Origin of the sequence: Thermomonospora curvata DSM 43183 (assembly GCF_000024385.1) — a bacterium.
Lineage (GTDB): Bacteria > Actinomycetota > Actinomycetes > Streptosporangiales > Streptosporangiaceae > Thermomonospora > Thermomonospora curvata.
On the sequence record NC_013510.1, the window covers coordinates 3,326,108 to 3,348,183 of the forward strand.

General features: G+C 69.7%; 15 protein-coding genes and 1 tRNA gene. 4 read left to right on the forward strand and 12 right to left on the reverse strand.

Annotated elements, in window-relative coordinates; translation table 11 throughout:
* Positions 1–275 precede the first annotated feature (275 nt).
* The gene (polA, locus tag TCUR_RS14065) at positions 276–2,996 is read right to left on the reverse strand and encodes a DNA polymerase I (RefSeq protein ID WP_012853181.1); all 2,721 of its coding nucleotides are present in this window, start codon (positions 2,994–2,996) and stop codon (positions 276–278) included.
* Positions 2,997–3,101: 105 nt separating this feature from the next.
* On the opposite strand from polA, the gene TCUR_RS14070 reads away from it, so the two are divergent.
* Positions 3,102–3,500 carry a PaaI family thioesterase gene (locus TCUR_RS14070; protein ID WP_052305680.1) on the forward strand — a complete coding sequence of 133 codons (399 nt, stop codon included), beginning with the start codon at positions 3,102–3,104 and terminating at the stop codon, positions 3,498–3,500.
* Positions 3,501–3,813: 313 nt separating this feature from the next.
* Positions 3,814–4,353 carry a DUF4352 domain-containing protein gene (locus TCUR_RS14075; RefSeq protein WP_012853183.1) on the forward strand — a complete coding sequence of 180 codons (540 nt, stop codon included), beginning with the start codon at positions 3,814–3,816 and terminating at the stop codon, positions 4,351–4,353.
* Between the two features lie 61 nt (positions 4,354–4,414).
* Here the strand turns inward: TCUR_RS14075 and TCUR_RS14080 are convergent, their stop codons facing one another.
* The 6 genes from TCUR_RS14080 to TCUR_RS14105 all read right to left on the reverse strand — a co-directional run bounded on the left by TCUR_RS14080 (position 4,415) and on the right by TCUR_RS14105 (position 10,248).
* Positions 4,415–5,152 carry an ABC transporter ATP-binding protein gene (locus TCUR_RS14080; protein ID WP_012853184.1) on the reverse strand — a complete coding sequence of 246 codons (738 nt, stop codon included), beginning with the start codon at positions 5,150–5,152 and terminating at the stop codon, positions 4,415–4,417.
* On the reverse strand, positions 5,142–5,972 hold the full coding sequence (locus tag TCUR_RS14085) for an ABC transporter ATP-binding protein (protein ID WP_012853185.1): 831 nt from the start codon (positions 5,970–5,972) through the stop codon (positions 5,142–5,144). Before TCUR_RS14085 ends, TCUR_RS14080 begins: the two co-directional genes overlap by 11 nt.
* Positions 5,969–7,150 (reverse strand): branched-chain amino acid ABC transporter permease, encoded by a 1,182-nt coding sequence (locus tag TCUR_RS14090; RefSeq protein WP_012853186.1) that lies wholly within the window; start codon positions 7,148–7,150, stop codon positions 5,969–5,971. The genes TCUR_RS14085 and TCUR_RS14090 overlap by 4 nt, the downstream gene beginning before the upstream one ends.
* The gene (locus TCUR_RS14095; RefSeq protein WP_012853187.1) at positions 7,147–8,109 is read right to left on the reverse strand and encodes a branched-chain amino acid ABC transporter permease; all 963 of its coding nucleotides are present in this window, start codon (positions 8,107–8,109) and stop codon (positions 7,147–7,149) included. The genes TCUR_RS14090 and TCUR_RS14095 overlap by 4 nt, the downstream gene beginning before the upstream one ends.
* A gap of 86 nt (positions 8,110–8,195) precedes the next feature.
* A complete protein-coding gene (locus TCUR_RS14100) occupies positions 8,196–9,359 on the reverse strand; it encodes a branched-chain amino acid ABC transporter substrate-binding protein (protein ID WP_245536860.1) in 1,164 nt (387 codons plus the stop codon).
* Positions 9,360–9,603: 244 nt separating this feature from the next.
* Positions 9,604–10,248: an ANTAR domain-containing response regulator gene (locus TCUR_RS14105; RefSeq protein WP_012853189.1), complete on the reverse strand. Its 645-nt coding sequence runs from the start codon at positions 10,246–10,248 to the stop codon at positions 9,604–9,606.
* 79 nt (positions 10,249–10,327) lie between these two features.
* Here TCUR_RS14105 and TCUR_RS14110 point away from each other — a divergent pair.
* Positions 10,328–10,401, forward strand: a tRNA-Leu gene (locus tag TCUR_RS14110).
* 62 nt (positions 10,402–10,463) lie between these two features.
* Positions 10,464–11,240 carry a helix-turn-helix domain-containing protein gene (locus tag TCUR_RS14115; protein ID WP_012853190.1) on the forward strand — a complete coding sequence of 259 codons (777 nt, stop codon included), beginning with the start codon at positions 10,464–10,466 and terminating at the stop codon, positions 11,238–11,240.
* Between the two features lie 448 nt (positions 11,241–11,688).
* Here TCUR_RS14115 and pyk read toward each other — a convergent pair whose 3' ends face one another.
* From pyk to gltB, 5 genes are all read right to left on the reverse strand, one after another.
* A complete protein-coding gene (gene pyk, locus TCUR_RS14120) occupies positions 11,689–13,119 on the reverse strand; it encodes a pyruvate kinase (RefSeq protein WP_012853191.1) in 1,431 nt (476 codons plus the stop codon).
* 90 nt (positions 13,120–13,209) lie between these two features.
* Complete coding sequence (locus tag TCUR_RS14125) at positions 13,210–13,788, reverse strand: type 1 glutamine amidotransferase domain-containing protein (protein WP_012853192.1); 579 nt, start codon at positions 13,786–13,788, stop codon at positions 13,210–13,212.
* A 418-nt stretch (positions 13,789–14,206) separates the two neighbouring features.
* Positions 14,207–15,484, reverse strand: coding sequence for a PucR family transcriptional regulator (locus TCUR_RS14130; protein ID WP_012853193.1), 1,278 nt, complete (start codon positions 15,482–15,484; stop codon positions 14,207–14,209).
* Positions 15,485–15,690: 206 nt separating this feature from the next.
* On the reverse strand, positions 15,691–17,154 hold the full coding sequence (locus TCUR_RS14135) for a glutamate synthase subunit beta (protein WP_012853194.1): 1,464 nt from the start codon (positions 17,152–17,154) through the stop codon (positions 15,691–15,693).
* 14 nt (positions 17,155–17,168) lie between these two features.
* The gene (gene gltB, locus TCUR_RS14140; protein WP_012853195.1) at positions 17,169–21,728 is read right to left on the reverse strand and encodes a glutamate synthase large subunit; all 4,560 of its coding nucleotides are present in this window, start codon (positions 21,726–21,728) and stop codon (positions 17,169–17,171) included.
* Between the last annotated feature and the right edge of the window lie 348 nt (positions 21,729–22,076).

The following is a 22,076-nucleotide window of genomic DNA, read 5'->3' on the forward strand; positions in this document are numbered from 1 at the left end:
TCACCGAAGGGGTCGGCCCCAGCGTAGGGCCCGTCCCGGCCCCGCCGGTAGCGCACACCCGAGCACAATCGGCTAACACCCCGGTAAACCCCCGCCCGGCCCGCGGATGCGTCCCGCCCCGTCACGGAACCGTTGCCGGCACGCGGCCCCACGCCCCGCCGGGGCACCGCACCCGCCTCGGCGGCCAGGGCACTCGCCCCGGCCGCAGGCGGCGCGTCGCAAGGCGCACCGCGCCGGGCGGCCACGGCACCGGCCGGGCGGCGGGCACGGCGGGGTCAGTGGCCAGCCTGCTGCCAGGTGCGGCCGGTGCCCATGGCGACCTCCAGCGGGGCGCGCAGCTCATAGGCGCCCGTCATCTGCTCCCTGACCAGTTCCTTGAGCTCCTCCAGCTCCCCGGGGGCGACTTCGAAGACCAGCTCGTCGTGGACCTGCAGCAGCATCCGGGAGGCCAGGCCGCGTTCCCGCAGGGCCCGGTCGACCCGCAGCGAGGCGACCTTGATGATGTCGGCGGCCGACCCCTGGATGGGGGCGTTGAGCGCCATCCGCTCGGCCATCTCCCGGCGCTGCCGGTTGTCGGAGGTCAGGTCGGGCAGGTAGCGGCGGCGGCCCAAGATGGTCTCGGTGTAACCGTCCTGCCGGGCCCGGCGGACCACCCCCTGCAGGTAGTCGCGCACCCCGCCGAACTGCTGGAAGTACTCCTCCATCAGCACCCGCGCCTCGTCGGGGGTGATGCCCAGCTGGGAGGCCAGCCCGAACGGCGACAGGCCGTAGGCCAGCCCGTAGTTCATCGCCTTGATCCGGGCCCGCAGCTCCCCGTCGATCTGCTCGGGCGGCAGCCCGAACACCCGCGAGGCGGTGATGGTGTGGAAGTCCGCGCCCGAGGTGAACGCCTCGATCAGCGCCTCATCGCCGGACAGGTGCGCCATGATGCGCAGCTCGATCTGGCTGTAGTCGGCCGTCAGCAGGCACTCATACCCCTCCCCGACCACGAACCCCTCCCGGATCTGCCGGCCCTCGGCGGTGCGGATCGGGATGTTCTGCAGGTTCGGGTCGGTGGACGACAGCCGGCCGGTGGCGGCGACCATCTGGTTGAAGGTGGTGTGGATGCGGCCGTCCTCGGCGGCCATCGGGATCAGGGAGTCGACGATGCTCTTCAGCTTGGCGACCTCCCGCCACCGCAGGATGTGCTCCAGCACCGGGTGGTCGCTTTTGGCCCGCAGGCTGTTGAGCGCCTCCGAATCGGTGGTGTACCCGGTCTTGGTGCGCTTGGTCTTGGGCAGCCCCAGCTCCTCGAACAGCACCTGCTGCACCTGCTTGGGCGAGCCCAGGTTGAACTCGTGCCCCACGGCGGCGTGCGCCTGCTGCTCGGTGTCCTTGGCCTGGCCGCCCAGCGAGGCCGACAGCTGGATGAAATGGTCGACGTCCACCGCGATGCCGGCCCGTTCCATGGCGGCCAGCACCCCGGTCAGCGGCAGCTCCACCTCGTGCAGCAGCCGGGCGGCGCCGCGCCGCTCCAGATCGCGGTCCAGCGCCTCGGCCAGCTCCAGCACGGCACGGGCCCGCACCGCCAGCTCCCGGGCGGCGTCGTCGTCGGCGATGCCGTCGATGGTCAGCTGCCCGCCGGGCTCGGCGTGCTCGCGCAGCTCCTTGTGCAGGTAGCGCAGCACCAGGTCACCCAGGTCGAAGGTGCGCTGGCCGGGCAGCGCCAGGTAGGCGGCCAACGCGGTGTCGCTGGTCACCCCGGCCAGCGTCATGCCGCGGGCGGCCAGCGCCAGCATCGGGCCCTTGGCGTCGTGGATCGCCTTGGGCCGGTGCGGGTCGGCCAGCCACTCGGCCAGCGCCCGCTCGTCGGCCTCTCCCAGCTCGGCCGGCTCCACGTAGACGGCCGCCCCGGAGGCGGTGGCCACGGCCAGGGCGTCCACCTCGCCGGTGCCGCGGCCCCAGCGGCCGGTGACGGCCAGCCCGACCCGCTCCCCCGCCCGGCCGGCGTGCTCGGCCAGCCAGGCCGCCAGCGCGCCCGGCTCCAGGCGGGTCAGCTCGACCGCGAAACCCTCCTCGGCCTCCGGCTCCACCGCCGACAGCGTCGCATACAGCCGTTCCCGCAGCACCCGGAACTGCAGGGTGTCGAACAGGGTGTGGATCTCCTCCCGGTCCCACTGCCCCAGCCGCAGCTGCGCCGGCCCCACCTCCAGCGGGACCGCGCAGTCCAGCTTGTTGATCTGGTGATTGCGCAGCACCTGCGGCAGATGCTCGCGCAGCGCCGCGCCCGCCTTGCCCTTGAGCTTGTCGGCGTTGCGCACCAGGCCGTCCAGGTCGCCGTACTGCGTCAGCCACTTGGCGGCGGTCTTGGGCCCCACCCCCGGCACCCCGGGCAGGTTGTCGCTGGTCTCCCCCACCAGCGCGGCCAGCTCCCGGTAGCGCTCGGGCGGCACCCCGTACTTCTCGGCGACCTTCGCCGGGTCATAGCGCACCAGCTCGGAGACCCCCCGCACCGGGTACAGCACCGTGACGTGCTCGTTCACCAGCTGGAAGGCGTCCCGGTCACCGGTGACCACCAGCGTCTGCATGCCCTGGGCGGACGCCTGGGAGGCCAGCGTGGCGATGATGTCGTCGGCCTCATAGCCGGGCACCGACAGGCGGGGAATGCGCAGCGCGTCCAGCACCTCGAAGATCAAGCTGACCTGGCTGCGGAACTCATCGGGCGCCTTGGCCCGGCCCGCCTTGTAGTCGGCGTACTGCTCGTGCCGGAAGGTCGGCTCCGAACGGTCGAAGGCCACCGCCACGTGCGTGGGCTGCTCATCGCGCAGCACGTTGATGAGCATCGACGTGAAGCCGTAGACCGCGTTGGTGGGCTGGCCGTCGGTGGTCGAGAAGTTCTCCACCGGCAGCGCGAAGAACGCCCGGTAGGCCAGGGAATGCCCGTCCAGCAGCAGGAGCCGGCCGCCCTCGCCGGCGCCGCGATCGGCGTTGTCAGGGGTCGGTGCTGTCGTCTCCACGGATTGAGCCTAGCCTTCCGTTACGACACTTTGAGGGAGGCATGCGTGATCGACCAGGGCAGTGCGACCCCCGGCGGCATCAGCGGGGAGGACCGCAACCGGCTCATCGAGACGTTCGGCGGCATACCCAGAGGCGACCTGGGCACCACCATGGGCATCGAACTGCTGGAGGCCAGCGCCGAACGCGTGGTGGGACGGATGCCCGTCAAAGGCAACACCCAGCCCTACGGACTGCTGCACGGCGGAGCGTCCTGCGTGCTGGCCGAATCCCTGGGCTCCACCGGGGCGGCCCTGCACGCCGGGCCGGGACGGATCGCGGTCGGCGTGGAGATCAACGCCACCCACCACCGGTCGGTCACCGAAGGCCACGTCACCGGTGTCGCCACCCGGGTGCACGGCGGCCGGACGCTGGCCACCTACGACATCGTCATCACCGACGATCAGGACCGGCGGGTCTGCACCGCCCGCCTGACCTGCATGCTGCGCGACGCACCCGCCCAGTGAAAACCCGGCGAAAGAACGGCCCGCACGGCACCGACCCGCCGAGCCGTGCGGGCCGGGCGGGGCCGCAAAAGGCCCGCCGCGCCGGGCGGATACCGCCGCATCCCGCTCACCGCGAACAAAACATCCTTTGCAAGCAGGCCCCATGCGTCGCTAGCGTTGCCCCACAGGGGCCGGGGCCGCTGAGTAGACAACGTACGTCCGGGGAAGGGGTGTACGGCCCCAAAGGCGGCCCCGGTACCCGCCCGGTTGCGGTTGGGTTGCGATTAACGGCGACCCGCCCCACCACCCCCACGGCGCCGCCTACCGTCACGCCATGCGCCCACTCGCGCCGGCGGCCGGCCTGCTGCTCGCCGCGTCCCTGCTTCCGGCATGCTCGGCGAGCCCCGCCGGGCCGCAGCCCGCCGCCCCCACCTACCGCCTCCCGCCGCGCACCGTCCGGCCCGGCGAACAGGCCGTCCAGCCCGCCTACGCCGCCTCCGGCGACGTCTCCTTCACCGTGATCGGGCTGACCACCGGCATGCCGGAACTGGTCGGCAGCCACGCCGACATCCCCGCCAAAGGACGCTTCGTGCGCATCCGCGTCATCGTCGCCAACACCGGCCGCAACACCGTCAGCATCCGCACCGCCCGGCAACGCCTCATCGACGACCACGGCCGCGTCTACGCCCCCGACCACAACGCCATGCTCATCAAACGGCAACCGGACGAACTGCGCCTCGGCTCGGCCATGCGCATCGAATTCGACCTGTGGTACGACATCCCCGCCACCGCCCGCCCCCGCGCCCTGCGCGTCAGCGGCGCCGCCGCCCTCACCGGCCGGCCGCCCGACGCCGACCTGCCCCTGCCCTCCTGAAAGCCGCACACACCAGTGGCCGCGGCCGAGGAGACCCCGGCCGCGGCCACCGCGCATCCGCTCAGCCCTCCGACGCAGTCGGCGCCCCGGTGTCCAGATCACCGCCCAGATACGCGGCCCGGACCTCCGGGTCGTCCAGCAGCTGCGCCGCCGGCGCGCTCTTGACCACCCGCCCCGTCTCCAGGACGTAGGCGCGGTCCGCCAGCTGCAGCGCCTGCTGGGCGTTCTGCTCCACCACCAGCACCGTCGTGCCCCGCCGGTTGATCTCCTTGATGATCTCGAAGATCTGCCGGATCAGCATCGGCGCCAGCCCCATCGACGGCTCATCCAGCAGCAGCACCTTCGGCCGGGCCATCAACGCCCGCCCGATCGCCAGCATCTGCTGCTCGCCGCCCGACATCGTCCCCCCGGGCTGCTTCTTGCGCTCGGCCAGCCGGGGGAACAGCTCATACACCTCGGCCAGGTCCTTGGACAGATCCCCCTTGCGGGCATAGGCGCCCATCAGGAGGTTCTCCTCGACCGTCATGCCCGGGAACACCCCGCGGCCCTCCGGGGCCTGCCCGATCCCGGCCAGCACCCGCTTGTGCCCCGGCATCCGGCTGATGTCCCGGCCCTCGAACAGCACCCGGCCCCGCGACAGCGGACGCAACCCCGAGATCGTCTTGAGCGTGGTGGTCTTGCCCGCCCCGTTCGCCCCGATCAAGGTGACGATCTCGCCCTGCTCCACCTGCAGGGACACGCCCTTGAGCGCAGCGATCTTGCCGTAGTGGACGTGAATGTCACAGACCTCAAGAAGCATCGGCCGGAGCCCCCAGGTACGCCTCGATGACCTTGGGATCGCGCTGCACGTCCTGCGGCAGGCCCTCGGCGATCTTCTGCCCGAAGTCCAGCACCGCGACCCGATCGCTGATCCCCATGACCAGGCTCATGTCGTGCTCGATGAGCAGCACCGTCCGTCCCGAATCCCGGATCCGGCCGATCAGCTCCTGCAGCCGCACCTTCTCCGCCGGGTTCATGCCCGCCGCCGGCTCGTCCAGCAACAGCAGCCGCGGATCGGTCGCCAGCGCCCGCGCGATCTCCAGCCGCCGCTGATCACCGTAGGGCAGGTTCTTGGCCGGCTCATCCATCCGGTGCGCCACGCCCACGAACTCCAGCAGCTCGCGAGCCTTGGCCCGGCCCTCGCGCTCCTCACGCCGATGCCACGGCAGCCCCAGCGCCGCCCCCATGAAGCCCGTCTTGTGGTGGGCGTCCGCCCCCACCAGCACGTTCTCCAGGACGGTCATGTTGTGGAACAGCCGGATGTTCTGGAACGTCCGGGCCACGCCCCGCTTGGTGATCGCGAACCGCTTCCTGCCGTTGATCCGCTCACCGCGCAGCAGCACCTGGCCCTCCGTGGGCCGGTACACCCCCGTGATCACATTGAACACGGTGGTCTTCCCCGCCCCGTTCGGGCCGATCAACGCGAAGATCTCACCCTCGCGGACCGTCAGATCCAGCCCGTTGATCGCCACCACGCCGCCGAACCGCATGGTGACCGACTGCATCTGCAGAACCGGCTGCGCTTCCCGCCCGGCAGGCGCGGAGACCCCGGCCGCCCCGGCGGCCTTCTCCTCGCTCACTTGCTCACCTCGACCTGGTCCGTGTCCGCGGCACCGGCCCCGGAAGCGGTGGGCACCTCCGCGCCCATGCTCCCCATGCCGCCGGTGCCCTCGGCCAGCTCCGCCTTACGCTGCCTGGACGGCAAGATCCCCTCCGGCCGCAGCGCCATCATCGCCACCAGCGCCGCACCGAAGATCAGCACCCGGTAGTCCTCCAGGCCCCGGAACCGCTCCGGCAGCCACGCCACCAGGAACGCCCCCAGCATCACGCCCGGGATGTTGCCCGAACCGCCCAGCACCACCGCCGCCAGGATCGTCGCCGACAGGATGAACGGGAAGTTGTTGGGAATGATGGAGATCACCTTGGAGGCCCACACCACTCCCGTCGCACCGCCGATCGCCGCGCCGATCGCGAACGCCGCCAGCTTGAACCGGAACGTGGGCACGCCCATCAGCTCCGCGGCGTCCTCATCCTCCCGGATCGCCGCCCACGCCCGGCCCACCCGGCTCTTCTCCAGCCGCTTGGCGAAGATGATCGTCAGCACGATCAGCGCCACCAGCAGGTAGTAGTACGGCCGCGGGTCCAGCACCCCGTACTTCAGCGGCTGAACCCCGAAGATCTCCACCTCCGACAGCGACGGCGGGTGCGGAATCCCCGCGATCCCCCGCGGGCCGTTGACGTACTCGCTGTTGTTGGCGGTGATCCGGACGATCTCACCGAACCCCAGCGTCACGATCGCCAGATAGTCCCCGCGCAGCCGCAGCGTCGGAGCCCCCAGGATCAACCCCGAGATCGCCGACAGCACCACGCCGACGATGAGGATCTCCCAGAAGTTCCAGCCGTACTTCGTCCCGAAGATCGCCATCGTGTAGCCGCCGACCGCGAAGAAGGCCACATAGCCCAGGTCCAGCAGCCCGGCCTGGCCCACCACGATGTTCAGCCCGATCGCCAGCAGGATGAACACCCCGATCGGGTAGAACAGCACCGTCGCCCAGTCCGAGTGCGGACTCATCACCCGGCCGATCGGCTCCATCGGCAGGATCAGCGCACCCGCGATCAGCAGCAGATACACCGTCCACCGGGCATACCCCGGCGCCGTGGCCCACCACTCACGCGGCCACTCCACAAGCCGCCCAACGGCCGCCTTGCCGTTACCGATGCCGTTGCTCACGCTCTTGCTGATGCCGTTGCTGCTCATGCGCGCGCCTGCTGAAGAGATTCACCGAGAATGCCGGTGGGACGGAACATCAGGACCAGGATCAAGATCACGAACGCGACCACGTCCTTCCAGGCGGAACCGAACACCATCGAGCCGTACATCTCCAGCAGCCCCAGCACGAAGCCGCCGGTCAACGCGCCCCGGATGTTGCCGATACCGCCCAGCACCGCCGCCGTGAACGCCTTGATGCCCAACAGGAAACCCACCATGAAGAAGGTCTCCTCGAACCGCAGCACATACAGCGCCGCCGCCACGCCGGCCATCGCACCGCCGATCGCGAACGTCGCCGTCACGATCCGGTCGATGTTCACGCCCATCAGCACGGCCGTCTCCGGATCCTGCGCCGTCGACCGGATCCCCCGGCCCAGCTTCGTCCGGTTCACGAACTGATCCAGCACCACCATCATCAAGATGGCCGCGATGAACACGATCAGCTTGTCGTTGGCCACGCCGACCCCGCCGATCGAAAAGACGTCATGCCGGTCCACGAAGTGCTGCTCCGGCTGCACCGGCAGACGGCCGCCCTCCTTCGGCTTGTCGAAAAGCCAGGGAATCACGAACAGCGCGAAGAACTGCTGCAGAAACAAAGAGGCGCCGATCGCAGAGATCAGCGCCGCCAGCCGCGAGGCACCGTGCTTGCGCAACGGACGGTAGGCCACGAACTCCAACGCCATCGCACCGGCGCCGGAGGCCACCATCGCCACCGCGGCCATCAGCAGCACGATCCCCAGCAGCGCGACCCCGCTCAACGGAGCCGACGGCGCCACCGCGTTCACCACCACCAGGCTGGCGCACGTGCCGATCAGGAAGATCTCCGAATGGGCGAAATTGATCAGCCGCAGCACCCCGTACACCATCGTGTACCCCAGTGCCACCAGCGCGTAAATCGCCCCGAGCGACAGCCCGTCGACCGTGTTGATCAGAAGATTATCGAGCACTTTTGGTCGCCTTCGTCAAGGAGCGGGAGCGCTGTGGCGCTCCCGCTCCTGCGCACTCACCAAGAACGTCGTACTACGCCGACGCCCTACTGGAGCTTGGCCTCCGAAGCCTTGCCCAGCAGCGGCAGCTCCTTGCCCTCGACGCGGTAGATGTAGACGTCACCGCCGGCCGGCTCGCCCTTGTCGTCGAACTTGATCTGCTTGGACACACCCGGCACGTCGATCGTCTTCAGGAACTCGTTGATCGCCTCCGTGGTGGTGTTACCGGCCTTGATCGCCTCGATGAACGCCGTGGCCGCGTCGTAACCCTCCGCCGCGTAAATCGCCGGCTCGGAGTTGTACTTGGCCTTGTACGCCTCGGCGAACTTCTTGCTCGCCGGGCTCGACTCACCCGTCGGGTCGATCAGGCACGGGCAGCTCACCACGGTGTTCACCGCGTTCTTCTCACCCGCACCCTCGATCAGGCCCTTGTCCAGCGAGCCGTCACCGGAGGCGAACAGCGCGTCCACGCCGTTCTCCCGCAGCTGCTTCAGCAGCCGGCCGCCCTGCGCGTAGTAGCCGCCGTAGAAGATCGCGTCCGGCTTGAAGGCCTTGGCCTTGTTCACCGTGGAGGAGTAGTCAGAGGCCCGCGGGTCGACCACGTCCTGCTCGACGGTGACGCCCTTCTCCTTCAGGCCCTTGGTCACGTAGTCGGCCAGGCCCTTGCTGTAGTCCTCGTTGTCGTGCGCCACGAAGACCTTCTTGGCCTTGGCCTCCCGGACCAGGAACTCGGCCACGCCCGTGCCCTGCATCGAGTCGTTGCCGACCACCCGGTGCCAGTACTTCCAGCCCTTCTCGCCCAGCGTCACGTTCGTCGCCGACGCCGAGATGTTGGGGATCTTCCCCTCCTCCAGCACCGGCACCGCCTGCTGCGACTCGCCCGAGAAGGCCGGGCCGATCAGACCCACGATGTTGTCGCTCTTGATCGCCGACTGCACCAGGCTGGTGGCCTGATCCGGCTGCCCCTGGCTGTCGTAGGTCTTCAGAACGATCTTGACCTTCGGATTCGTGGCGTTGTACTCGTCGATCGCCAGCTGCGCACCCTGCTTGGGCGGAATGACGATGCCCGAGTTCTCACCGGTCAGGTCACCCAGAAAACCGATGGTGACGCTGTTGCCGTCACCGCCCGACCCGCCGTCGTCACCGCCACAGGCGGCCGCGCTCAACGCGAGCACCGCGCTCAGCGCCATGGCGCCGGTAACCCTCATCATGTTGCGCCGCAAGGTGCCAACCTTTCAATCGGACCCCGTCAGGGATCGGCTGCAAGTGAACCCCGTGACACCCTCACCTCACCTGCCACAACCGGCAGAACAGGTGAAGGCCAGGAACGTAGTACACCGGCGACCCCACAAAGATCAGCACCCCCTCGCGGAAGGGTTACTGGTTCGTTACACCTCCGTGCTCAGGCACTACCCGTCGGTAAATAAGACCGTTACGTTCCGTTAGCGGACCTTGTCACGACGACCCGCCCGACCCGCGCTCCTTGCCCCGATCGCGCTCCACCTGCAGATCACGGCCCAGCGCCCCCGACAGCACCGCATCCGCCACCGCACGCATCGTCAAACGCCGGTCCATCGACGTCTTTTGAATCCACCGGAACGCCTGCGGCTCCGTCCAGCCGTTGAGCTCCTGCAGCAGCCCTTTGGCGCGGTCCACCACCTTGCGCGTCTCCAGCCGCTCGGTCAGCGTGCTGACCTCCGCCTCCAGCGCCCGGATCTGCTCATACCGGCTCACCGCCATCTCGATCGCCGGCGTCAGGTCCGACTTGGTGAACGGCTTGACCAGGTAAGCCATGGCCCCCGCCTCCGTGGCCCGCCGCACCAGCTCGCGCTGGGAGAAAGCAGTCAAGATCACCACAGGGGCCAGCCGCGCCGCGCTGATCCGCTCGGCCGCCGAGATGCCGTCCAGCACCGGCATCTTCACGTCCAGGATCACCAGATCGGGCTTGAGCTCGGTGGCCAGCCGCACCGCCGCCTCGCCGTCCCCCGCCTCGCCGACGACCTCATAGCCGTCTTCCTGCAGCATCTCCTTGAGGTCCAGCCTGATCAGGGCCTCGTCTTCTGCGATCACAACTCGTCGGGCGCTCTCGGTCACGCGCATGAGACTACCTGGACGCGCTATCCTGGCGTGAGGTTGGGTCCGCTCAACCGTCCGGTAGGATCGGCCTCATAAGCTTAAAGCCCCGATAGGCCAATCGGTAGAGCCGGCGGCCTCAAAAGCCGTTCAGTGTGGGTTCGAATCCCACTCGGGGCACATTGATGTAACCACCGCCGATATCGGCGGTGGTTTTTGTTTTTCCCTGAGACAATCTCGGCATGTACGACGTCGCAACGCGCAGGAGCGCACTCAAGCTCCTCCAGGACGGATTCACCGTCTCTGAAGTGAGCCGTCGTATCGGAGTTTCACGCGCAGCGGTGAAGGAATGGCGTGACGACCCCGCAAAGGCGTTGACCGCGCAGGCCGGCTCGCGCTGCCCCCGCTGCGCGGAAACCCCTTCCCTGCCCGAGCCCGGTCCTGACTACGCATACCTTCTCGGGCTGTATCTGGGCGACGGCTGCATCACCCCCGTCGGAGATCCCGCCAAGTCCGTCTGGGCTCTGCGCATCATGTGCGCGGACACCTGGCCCGGCCTGATCACCGAGTGCGAGAACGCGGTCCGTTCGATCCGGCCGGGCAACAAGGTCCGGCGCATCCCCTGCACCGGCTGCACCGAGGTCAAGAGCATGTCCCGGCATTGGCCCTGTCTCTTCCCGCAGCACGGCCCGGGCAAGAAGCACCTGCGCCGGATCCGGCTCACCGCCTGGCAGCAGCAGATCGTGGACGAGCACACGGAGCGATTCATCCGAGGTCTGCTGCATTCGGACGGTTGCCGTCTGACCAATAAAATCCGCAGGAGGCTTCCGTCCGGAGAACGCCGGTACGAATACCCCCGCTACCTGTTCACCAACGAATCGCAGGACATCCTGCAGATCTTGGGCGCCGCTCTGGACCGGCTCGGGATCGCATGGCGCTACAGCAAGCGCAACACCATCTCGATCGCCAAGAAGGACGCCGTGGCGCGGCTGGATGAGTTCGTGGGTCCAAAATACTGAGTTCCCGGGAGCAAGAGCACATCCCCCAAGAGCCGTCGTCAACGGCCCTTGAAAATCCCAGGCCGGGCAGGCCCGGTGGCCAGTGCGCCCGTGTCCGACGACGTTCACCGGGGCCAGCGCCGGCTTGCGTCTTTGTGAGCGTCACCACGCATCGGCGAGCCTTGCACGGCCGCTTCGGTGGAACGTCTCATGCGGCATCACGCGCCGGGAAAACCGTGGTGGGCCTTCTCCCCTCCTTCAGAGCGGTGATCGCGCCGTCCGCCGGCTCCCGGAGCCGGACCTGCGGCATCGCCTCAGGCCCTGTGGCGGGCCATGCCCGGTGACGAGGTGCGTTGCGGTTCAGGCGCGTGCGCGGTGGCGGGGCGCTCCACCGCGTACGCGCCTGTTTCGGCTCCGGCCGGTGGGAGGCCGGGCACGCTCGGGAAACGCCGGTTCCGGGCGTGCGGGGTCAGTGGCGCATGCCGATGGCGTCGCCGATGCGGTGGACGCGCAGGGCGTTGGTGGAGCCGGGGGTGCCGGGGGGCGAGCCGGCGACGATGACGACGCGGTCGCCCTTTTGGCAGCGGCCGATTTCGAGCAGGGCCTGGTCGACCTGGCGGACCATGTCGTCGGTGTGGTCGACATGGGGGACGATGAAGGTCTCCACGCCCCAGACCAGGGAGAGCTGGCTGCGGGTGGCCTGAACGGTGGTGAAGGCCAGCAACGGGATGGGTGAGCGGTAGCGGGCCAGGCGGCGGGCGGTCTCCCCGGACATGGTGAAGGCGACCAGGGCCTTGGCTCCGACGATGGCGCCGACTTCGGCGGCGGCGCGGGCGATGGCGCCGCCGACGGTTTCGGGCTTGCGGTCCAGGGAGTGGACGGCGCGCAGGGTGTCGCGTTCGGTGGCGATGGCGATGCGGCTCATGGTCTGGACCGCTTCGACGGGGTATTGGCCGACGCTGGTCTCGCCGGAGAGCATGACGGCGTCGGCGCCCTCGTAGATGGCGTTGGCGACGTCGGAGGCCTCGGCGCGGGTGGGGCGGGGGGAGGAGATCATGGATTCGAGCATCTGGGTGGCCACGATGACGGGGCGGGCCTTTTCGCGGCACAGCTCGATGGCTCGTTTCTGGACGATGGGGACTTGTTCGAGGGGCAGTTCGACGCCGAGGTCCCCGCGGGCGACCATGATGCCATCGAAGGCGGCGACGATTTCGGGGAGCGCCTCGACGGCCTGGGGTTTTTCGATTTTGGCGATGAGGGGGACGCGGACGCCCTCCTCTTCCATGATGCGGTAGCAGACTTCGGCGTCGGCGGGGCTGCGGACGAAGGACAGGGCGATCATGTCGATGCCCAGGCGCAGCGCCCAGCGCAGGTCTGCTTCGTCTTTTTCGGTGAGGGCGGGGACGCTGACGGGGACGCCGGGAAGGTTGAGTCCTTTGTTGTCGGACAGGACGCCGCCGACCATGACGCGGGTGTGGACGCGGGGGCCGTCGACGTCGGTGACGGCGAGGGCGATGCGGCCGTCGTCGATGAGGATGGTGTCGCCGACGGTGACGTCGCCGGGGAGTCCCTTGTAGGAGGTGGAGACCTGCTTGTGGTTGCCGGGGACGTCCTCGGTGGTGATGGTGAACTCGTCGTCGAAGGAGAGGCGGACGGGGCCCTCGGCGAAGCGGCCGATGCGGATCTTGGGTCCTTGCAGGTCGGCGAGGATGCCCACGCCGTGTCCGGTGGCGTCGGAGGCGGCGCGGATGCGGTGGTAGACGGCCTCGTGGGTGGCGTGGTCGCCGTGGCTCATGTTGAGGCGGGCGACGTCGATGCCGGCTTTGACGAGGGCGTAGATCTGTTCCTCGCTGGAGCAGGCCGGTCCGATGGTACTGACTATCTTCGCTCGACGGTTCACGGACACAACCCTAGGTTGTTACTGGTTGGTAAGGGGCGTTCATGCAGGACACCGTCTTCGAAGATTCACCGATTGGTCTAGCCCTGGGGTCTAGACCAATCGGTGGGCGGGCGCGGGGGCGCGCAGGGTCTCCACGAGGGCCCGGCAGAAGGCTTTCAGGTCGCCTGGGCCGCGGCTGGTGATGAGGGTGTTGGGGCCGTTGCGGCAGCTGACGACCTGCCGGTCGGTCCAGGTGGCGCCGGCGTTGCGCAGGTCGGTGCGGAGGCTGGGCCAGGAGGTGAGGGTGCGGCCGCGCACGACGCCGGCTTCGATGAGGGTCCAGGGGCCGTGGCAGATGGCGGCGACGGGTTTGCCGGCGTCGAAGAAGGCTTTGGTGAAGGCGACCGCGGCGGGGACGGTGCGCAGGTAGTCGGGGCCGGCGACGCCGCCGGGGAGGACGAGGGCGTCGAATTCGCCGGCTTTCGAGACGGTGACGGTGGTGTCGACGGCGAAGGTGCCGTCTCTGTCGAGGTGGTTGAAGGCCTGGATGCGCCCGGATTGGGTGGACACCAGGAGGGCCGTGCCGCCGGCGTCTTCGATGGCCCGCCGCGGTTCGGTGAGTTCGATTTGCTCGGTGCCCTCGGGGGCGACGAGGAGGGCGACGGTCTTGCCGTGCAGTTCGGCGGTCATCTGGGGCCTCCTTGATGGTGGGTGTCGTCGGTCTCTGTGCGCAGTGCCCGTAGCGGGTGGCGGTATGCATGGGGGCGGCGACGGGTTCGGGCCCTGCCGGGGACCGGTGTGCTCGCGGACGTGTGATCGTGCCGTTGAGGTGGCCGGCCGTCGGGCCGGGATGGTGCCCGGTGTTCCGTCGATGCGGGAAGAGACAGGCGAGCGCCGCGGGGCGCCGGACGGCCGGTTCGGTGGATGCACCGCATCATGAAGGCGACCGCGTGAGGGGGCGCGTCGCACTGTCCACGGGAGCCAGGCACCCGGTTCGGATGCGGACGGGGCGGCCGTTGGGATTCGTCCGCGCCTTGTGCCGGGGTCTTTGAAAGACGCGTCCAGGCCGGCCGGTGGGTGGGGGCGGCCGGGCCTGTGAGGGGCGAGGTCAGCGCAGGGGCGTCAGGGGGATGACGTCGGCCTCGGCGGGCGGGGCCGGTGGTTCGTCGTGGTCGTGGGGCGGTGAGCGGGCGAGCCAGGCGTGCAGGGCCATTTCCAGTTCGAGGCGGCGTTCGGGGTCGTGGAGGATGTCGCCGAACAGGTCGTGGAGCTGGTGGAGGCGGTAGCGGACGGTTTGGGGGTGCACTTGGAGGCGGGCGGCGACTTCGGTGGCGTTGAAGCCGCAGCGCAGGCACTCCAGGAGGGTGCGGGCCAGGCGGACGCGCTGGGAGGGGCGGACGGACTGCAGGGGTTTGAGGCGGTGGGCGGCGACCAGCAGGACCAGTTCCCGGCTGCGCATGATGGTCAGGACGGGCATGTGGTCGGCGGCGATGACGAGGTCGTCGGCGGGGAGCAGGCCGCGGCGGGCGAGGGCGAGCGCTTCGCGGGCCCAGTGCAGGGAGCGGGCGGTGTGGGAGGGGTCGGCCATGGGGTCGACGGTGGGGCCGACGGCGGCGACCCAGTCGCGCAGCGCGGTGGCGAGCATGGCGCGGCGGCCGGGTCCATCGGGGTCGGGGACGATGGCGCACGGGTCGCTGCGGTCGATGTCGACCAGGACGTCGGGGGGCAGGGCGGGTGGGCGGAAGGGGCTTTGGCCGCGTTCGTGGAAGGCGACGACGCACAGGGTGCGGGGGACGGGCCAGTGGGCCAGGCGGGCCAGGTCGGTGACGGCCTGGGGGGATGCGGTGCCGGTGAGCAGTAGTTCGATGAGGCGGCGGCGGCGTTTGTGGAGTTCCCCGGCGGCGCGGGCGGTGGCCTCGGTGTGGCCGCGCACGGCGGCGGCCGAGAGGATCTCCAGGTAGGCGAAGACGGCTTCGGCGAGGTGGCCGAGGGTCTGGCGGGAGATGTCGAGGCGGTCGGCGTGTTCGCCGAAGGTGCGGATGGCCATGCGGGCGCCCAGGCGCAGGGCGGTGTCCCAGGGGTCGAGGGTGCGGCCTTCTTTGGCTTCGCCGTAGCCGATTTCCCGGAAGAATTCGAGGGCCTCGTCCCAGGGGGTGTCGGGGTCGGCGATGAGGTCGATGAAGTGGCCGATGGCCTTTTCGACGGCGTCGCGGAGGACCTCGGCGTATTTGGGGTCGGCGGGGCGGGCGTATTCGGGGATCTGCCGGCGGATGGCGGCGACGGCCTCTGCTGCGACCGTGGGCACGAGCGGGCGGAATTCTTCGGCGATTCGGCGCGGCACGTTGCGCCATGGCTGCCTGTCGTCGGCAAGGTGCAGGGAGGCCATGTTGCTCACCCCCGAGTTCGGTGGGCCGGGTCAGGCACCGAACCGTACTCGGCCGTCGCCGGGAAGTGCCGTTCATGATCCCAAAGGTTTGGCGGTGGCGTTGTCAGTGCGGTGACAGATACGGCGGGCCGGCTTTTCCCTGGACATGGAACGGGCCGGACGGTCGCTGCGACCGTCCGGCCCGCGAATGCCGGCTGGGCGTGGGGTCAGGAAATGGGACGGGCGGTGGGCGGGATCGGGCGGGGCAGGGTGGTGCTGCCGGTGAGGTAGGCGTCGATCCCGCTGGCGGCGGAGCGTCCCTCGGCGATGGCCCACACGATGAGGGACTGGCCGCGGCCCATGTCGCCGGCGACGAAGACGCCTTCGACGTTGGTGGCGTAGTTGTCGTCGCGGGCGACGTTGCCGCGCTGGTCGAATTCCACGCCGAGCTGCTGAAGGAGGCCTTCGCGCTGGGGGCCGAGGAAGCCCATGGCGAGGGTGACCAGCTGGGCGGGGATTTCGCGTTCGGTGCCGGGGATGGGCTTGAAGCCGGTTTCGGGGCCTTCGACGCCGACGACCTTCAGCGCGCGGACGTGGCCGTGCTCGTCGCCGAGGAATTCGACGGTGGACAGGGCGTAGAGGCGCTGCCCGCCCATGTCGGCCAGTTCCTCGTGGGCGCTTTCGGTCTTGTAGAGGATCGGGTAGGTGGGCCAGGGCTGGTGCGGGGGCCGCTGCTCCGGCGGCTTGGGCATGATCTCCAGCTGGGTGACCGAGCGAGCGCCCTGGCGGATGGCGGTGCCGATGCAGTCGGCCCCGGTGTCGCCGCCGCCGATGACGACGACGTCCTTGCCGGCGGCGTTGATGAGCGGTTCGGTGCGGTCGCCCTCCTGGACGCGGTTGGCCTCCGGCAGGTACTCCATGGCCTGGTAGATGCCGGCCAGGTCGCGTCCGGGCACCGGCAGGTCGCGGCGGACGGTGGCGCCGCCGGCCAGCAGGATGGCGTCGTAGCGGGCGCGCAGTTCCTCGGCGGTGATGTCGACGCCGACTTCGACGGAGGTGACGAATTCGGTGCCTTCGGCGCGCATCTGGGCCAGCCGCCGGTCCAGGTGGCGCTTTTCCATCTTGAATTCGGGGATGCCGTAGCGCAGCAGCCCGCCGATGCGGTCGGCGCGCTCATAGACGGTGACGTCGTGGCCGGCGCGGGTGAGCTGCTGGGCGGCGGCCAGGCCGGCGGGGCCGGAGCCGACGATGGCGACCTTCTTGCCGGTCTTGACGGCGGGGGGCTTGGGGGTGACCCAGCCTTCTTCCCAGGCCCGGTCGATGATCTCGGCTTCGACGCGCTTGATGGTGACCGGGTCGGAGTTGATGCCGAGCACGCAGGCGGCCTCGCAGGGGGCGGGGCACAGCTTGCCGGTGAACTCGGGGAAGTTGTTGGTGGCGTGGAGCCGTTCGATGGCGTCCCGCCAGTCGCTGCGGTAGACCAGGTCGTTCCACTCGGGGATGAGGTTGCCCAGCGGGCAGCCCTGGTGGCAGAACGGGATGCCGCAGTCCATGCAGCGGCTGGCCTGCCGCTCCAGGCGGGCGCGGTCGAAGTCTTCGTAGACTTCGCGCCAGTTCTTGATGCGGACGTCCACGGGGCGGCGCTTGGGAAGCTCCCGCGGGACGGTCAGGAAACCCTTCGGGTCGGCCATGGGGGAGCCTCCTTTCAGCCTCGGCTGGCGGCCATGATGGCCTCGTTGACGTCGCGGCCCTCGGCCTCGGCGCGGGCCTTGGCCTCCAGAACGCGCTTGTAGTCGCGCGGCATGATCTTGGAGAAGCGGTTCAGGGAGCCCTCCCAGTCGGCCAGCAGCTTGCCCGCCACGGTGGAGCCGGTCTCGGCCTGGTGGCGTTCGATGATGTCGCGCAGGAAGGTGCGGTCGGCCTCATCGAGGGGTTCGATCTCCACCATTTCGGTGTTGACGCGGGCCGGCACCAGGTCCAGCACGTAGGCGATGCCGCCGGACATGCCGGCCGCCAGGTTGCGGCCGGTGGCGCCGAGGATGACGGCGCGTCCGCCGGTCATGTATTCCAGGGCGTGGTCGCCGACGCCTTCGACGACGGCGGTGGCTCCGGAGTTGCGGACGCAGAAGCGTTCCCCGACGATGCCGCGGGCGAACAGTTCTCCGGAGGTGGCGCCGTAGAGGATGACGTTGCCGGCGATGATCTGGTGTTCGGCCTCGAACGGGGCGTCCGGGTGGGGCCGCAGGGTGATGCGGCCGCCCGACAGGCCCTTGCCGACGTAGTCGTTGGCGTCGCCGATGAGCCGCAGCGTGACGCCGCGGGGGACGAAGGCGCCGAAGGAGTTGCCGGCCGAGCCGGTGAAGGTGATGTCGATGGTGTCGTCCGGCAGCCCGGCGCCGCCGTGCCGCAGCGTGATCTCGTGGCCGAGCATGGTGCCGACGGTGCGGTTGACGTTGCGGATCGGCAGGTCCAGCTTGACCTTCTCGCCGCGGGTGATGGCGCTTTCGGCGAGCTGGATGAGGGTGTTGTCCAGGGCCTTCTCCAGCCCGTGGTCCTGGCGGTTCACGCAGCGCGGCGCGTTGCCGTAGGGGTTGGCCGGCTGGTGGAGGATGGGGCTGAGGTCCAGCCCGGAGGCCTTCCAGTGGTCGACGGCCTCGCGGGTGTCGAGCATGTCGATGCGGCCGATGGCCTCATCCAGGCTGCGGAAGCCGAGGGCGGCCAGGTATTCGCGGACTTCCTGGGCGATGAACTCGAAGAAGTTGACCACGAATTCCGGCTTGCCGCTGAAGCGCTTGCGCAGCTCGGGGTTTTGGGTGGCGACGCCGACCGGGCAGGTGTCCAGGTGGCACACCCGCATCATGACGCAGCCGGAGACCACCAGCGGCGCGGTGGCGAAGCCGTACTCCTCGGCGCCCAGCAGCGCGGCGATGATCACGTCGCGGCCGGTCTTCATCTGCCCGTCGACCTGCACGACGATGCGGTCGCGCAGCCCGTTGAGCATGAGGGTCTGCTGGGTTTCGGCCAGCCCGAGCTCCCAGGGGGCGCCGGCGTGCTTGATGGAGGTCAGCGGGGAGGCGCCGGTGCCGCCGTCGTGGCCGCTGATGAGGACCACGTCGGCGTGGGCCTTGGAGACCCCGGCGGCGACGGTGCCGACGCCGACCTCGGCGACCAGCTTGACGTGGATGCGGGCCGCGGGGTTGGCGTTCTTGAGGTCGTGGATGAGCTGGGCCAGGTCCTCGATGGAGTAGATGTCGTGGTGCGGCGGCGGGGAGATGAGGCCGACGCCGGGGGTGGAGTGGCGGGTCTTGGCCACCCACGGGTAGACCTTGTGGCCGGGCAGCTGGCCGCCCTCGCCGGGCTTGGCGCCCTGGGCCATCTTGATCTGGATGTCGTCGGCGTTGGTGAGGTACTCGGCGGTCACCCCGAACCGGCCGGAGGCCACCTGCTTGATGGCGCTGCGGCGCAGGTCGCCGTTGGGGTCGGGGGTGTAGCGCTCAGGATCCTCGCCGCCTTCGCCGGTGTTGGACTTGCCGCCCAGGCGGTTCATGGCGATGGCGAGGGTCTCGTGCGCCTCGGCGGAGATGGACCCATACGACATGGCGCCGGTGGAGAACCGCTTGACGATCTCGCTGACCGGTTCGACCTCCTCGATCGGCACCGGCGGGCGCACGCCCTCCTTGAGGCGGAACAGGCCGCGCAGCGTCATCAGCCGGGCGGACTGGTCGTCGACCAGGCGGGTGTACTCCTTGAAGATCTCGTAGCGGCGGGTGCGGGTGGCGTGCTGCAGCTTGAAGACCGTCTCGGGGTTGAACAGGTGCGGTTCGCCCTCGCGCCGCCACTGGTACTCGCCGCCGACCTCCAGGGTGCGGTGGGCGGGGGCGTTGCCGCGCGGGTAGGCGCGGCGGTGCCGTTCGGCGACCTCGCGGGCGATCACGTCGAAGCCGACGCCGCCCAGGCGGGAGGTGGTGCCGGTGAAGCAGCGCTCGATGACCTCTTCGCCGAGGCCGATGGCCTCGAAGATCTGGGCGCCGGTGTAGGAGGCGACGGTGGACACCCCCATCTTGGACATGATCTTCAGGACGCCCTTGCCGTAGGCCTTGACCATGTTGCGCACGGCCTTGGCGGGCTCCACGCCGGTGATCTTGCCGGCGGCGATCAGGTCCTCGACGGTCTCCAGCGCCAGGTAGGGGTTGACGGCGGAGGCGCCGTAGCCGATGAGCAGCGCCATGTGGTGGCATTCGCGGGCCTCGCCGGTCTCCACCACCAGCCCGACGCGGGTGCGGGACTTCTCCCGGATGAGGTGGTGGTGGACGGCGCCGGTCAGCAGCAGCGCGGGGATGGCGGCGCGGGTGGCGTCGGCGCCGCGGTCCGACAGCACGATGATGCGGGCGCCGTCGTCGATGGCCCGGGAGACCTCGGCGCAGATCTGCTCCAGCCGTTCCTGCAGGGCCTGCCCGCCGCCGTCGACCTCGTACAGGCCGTGGACGACGTGGGCCTGCAGGTGCGGCAGGTCGCCCTCGTCGTTGATGTGGACGATCTTGGCGAGCTCGTCGTTGTCGATGATCGGGGTGGGCAGCACCAGCCGCCGGCAGGAGTGGGGGCCGGGCTCCAGCAGGTTGCCCTCGGGGCCGAGGGTGGACTGCAGGGAGGTGACCAGCTCCTCGCGGATGGCGTCCAGCGGCGGGTTGGTGACCTGCGCGAACAGCTGCTTGAAGTAGTCGTACAGCAGGCGGGGGCGCTGGGAGAGCACCGCCAGCGGGGTGTCGGTGCCCATGGAGCCGACCGGCTCGGCGCCGGTGCGGGCCATGGGCGTCAAGATGACCCGCTGCTCCTCCAAGGTGTAGCCGAAGGCCTGCTGCCGCTTGAGCAGCGGCTCTTGGGCCTCCTCGGTGCGGCGCGGGCGGGGCGGCAGCTCCTCGAAGCGGACCAGGCCCTCCTCCAGCCACTGCCGGTAGGGGTGCTCGGCGGCCAGCTGCGCCTTGATCTCGTCGTCTTCGATGATGCGGCCGGCGGCGGTGTCGACCAGGAAGATCCGGCCGGGCTGCAGGCGGCCCTTGCGGACGACCTTGCCCGGGGGAATGTCGTCCAGGACGCCGGCCTCGCTGGCCAGCACCACCAGGCCGTCGTCGGTGACCCAGAAGCGGCCCGGGCGCAGGCCGTTGCGGTCCAGCACGGCGCCGACGACGGTGCCGTCGGTGAAGGTGACGCTGGCCGGGCCGTCCCAGGCCTCCATGAGGGTGGAGTGGAACTCATAGAAGGCCCGGCGGGCCGGGTCCATCTCGGTGTGGTTCTCCCACGCCTCGGGGATCATCATCAGCACCGCGTGCGGCAGGGACCGGCCGCCCAGGTGCAGCAGTTCCAGGCACTCGTCGAAGGAGGCGGTGTCGCTGGCCTCGATGTCGATGACCGGGTAGATCCGCGACAGGTCGCCGGGGATCAGGTCCGACTTCAGCAGCGCCTCGCGGGCCCGCATCCAGTTCCGGTTGCCCTTGACGGTGTTGATCTCGCCGTTGTGGGCGATGAACCGGAAGGGGTGGGCCAGTTCCCAGGCGGGGAAGGTGTTGGTGGAAAAGCGCGAGTGGACCAGCGCGATGGCGGTCTCGTAGCGGCGGTCGGACAGGTCGGGGAAGAACGGCTCCAGCTGCGGGGTGGTGAGCATCCCCTTGTAGACGATGGTCCGCGACGACAGGCTGGGGAAGTAGACCGCCACGTCCTGCTCGGCGCGTTCGCGCATGCAGAACACCACGCGGTCCAGTTCCAGCCCGGTCTTGCCGGCGTGCGGGCCGTCGTCGGCGGCCTTGACGAACAGCTGGGCGAAGTGCGGCATGGTGCGCCGCGCGGCCGGGCCGCAGAAGGAGGGGTCGTGGGGCAGTTCCCGCCAGCCCAGCACGGTCAGGCCCTCTTCGGCGCACAGCGCCTCGATGTGGGCGACGGCGGCGGCGCGCTGCTCGCCGTCGGTGGGCAGGAAGGCGGTGCCGACCGCGTAGTGGCCGGCGGGGGGCAGCTCGAAGCCGACGACTTCGCGGAAGAGGGCGTCGGGGATCTGGGTGAGGATGCCGGCGCCGTCGCCGTCGTCGGGCTCGGCGCCCACCGCGCCGCGGTGGTCGAGGTTGCGCAGGACGGTCAGGGCCTTTTCGACGATGTCGTGGCTCTTGCGCCCATGCAGGTCCGCCACCATGCCGACGCCGCAGGCGTCGTGCTCGTGGGCCGGGTCGTACAGGCCCTGACGCTCGGGCGTACCAGGTGTGAGGGCAGCAGCCGTCATCAACCCTCCCGTCGTAGTGTCACTGCTTACGTGTCAGTGCAGTCCGGGACGGCGCTGGCCCTGCTGCATTTTTTCAGTATGTGAAAACTGTCCCACTGCCTGGGATCGTCGCCGTCCGGCGCACCACCCCCGTCCGCGGCCGGTCGACGAGATCCCTGGTGTCGCCCGGTATACCCGGTTGTCCGGAAGCCACGCCAGATCGCGTGATGGGCTTCGTCGCCCGTCGCATCCCGGCGACACCGGCAAGTGGTTTAGACCAGGATAACCCGGACGGAACAGTTGCAAATCACCCCCTCCGGTGATCGTTCTCACCGGAGGGCCGGGGCGATCGCGGCGCAAGCCCGCCCG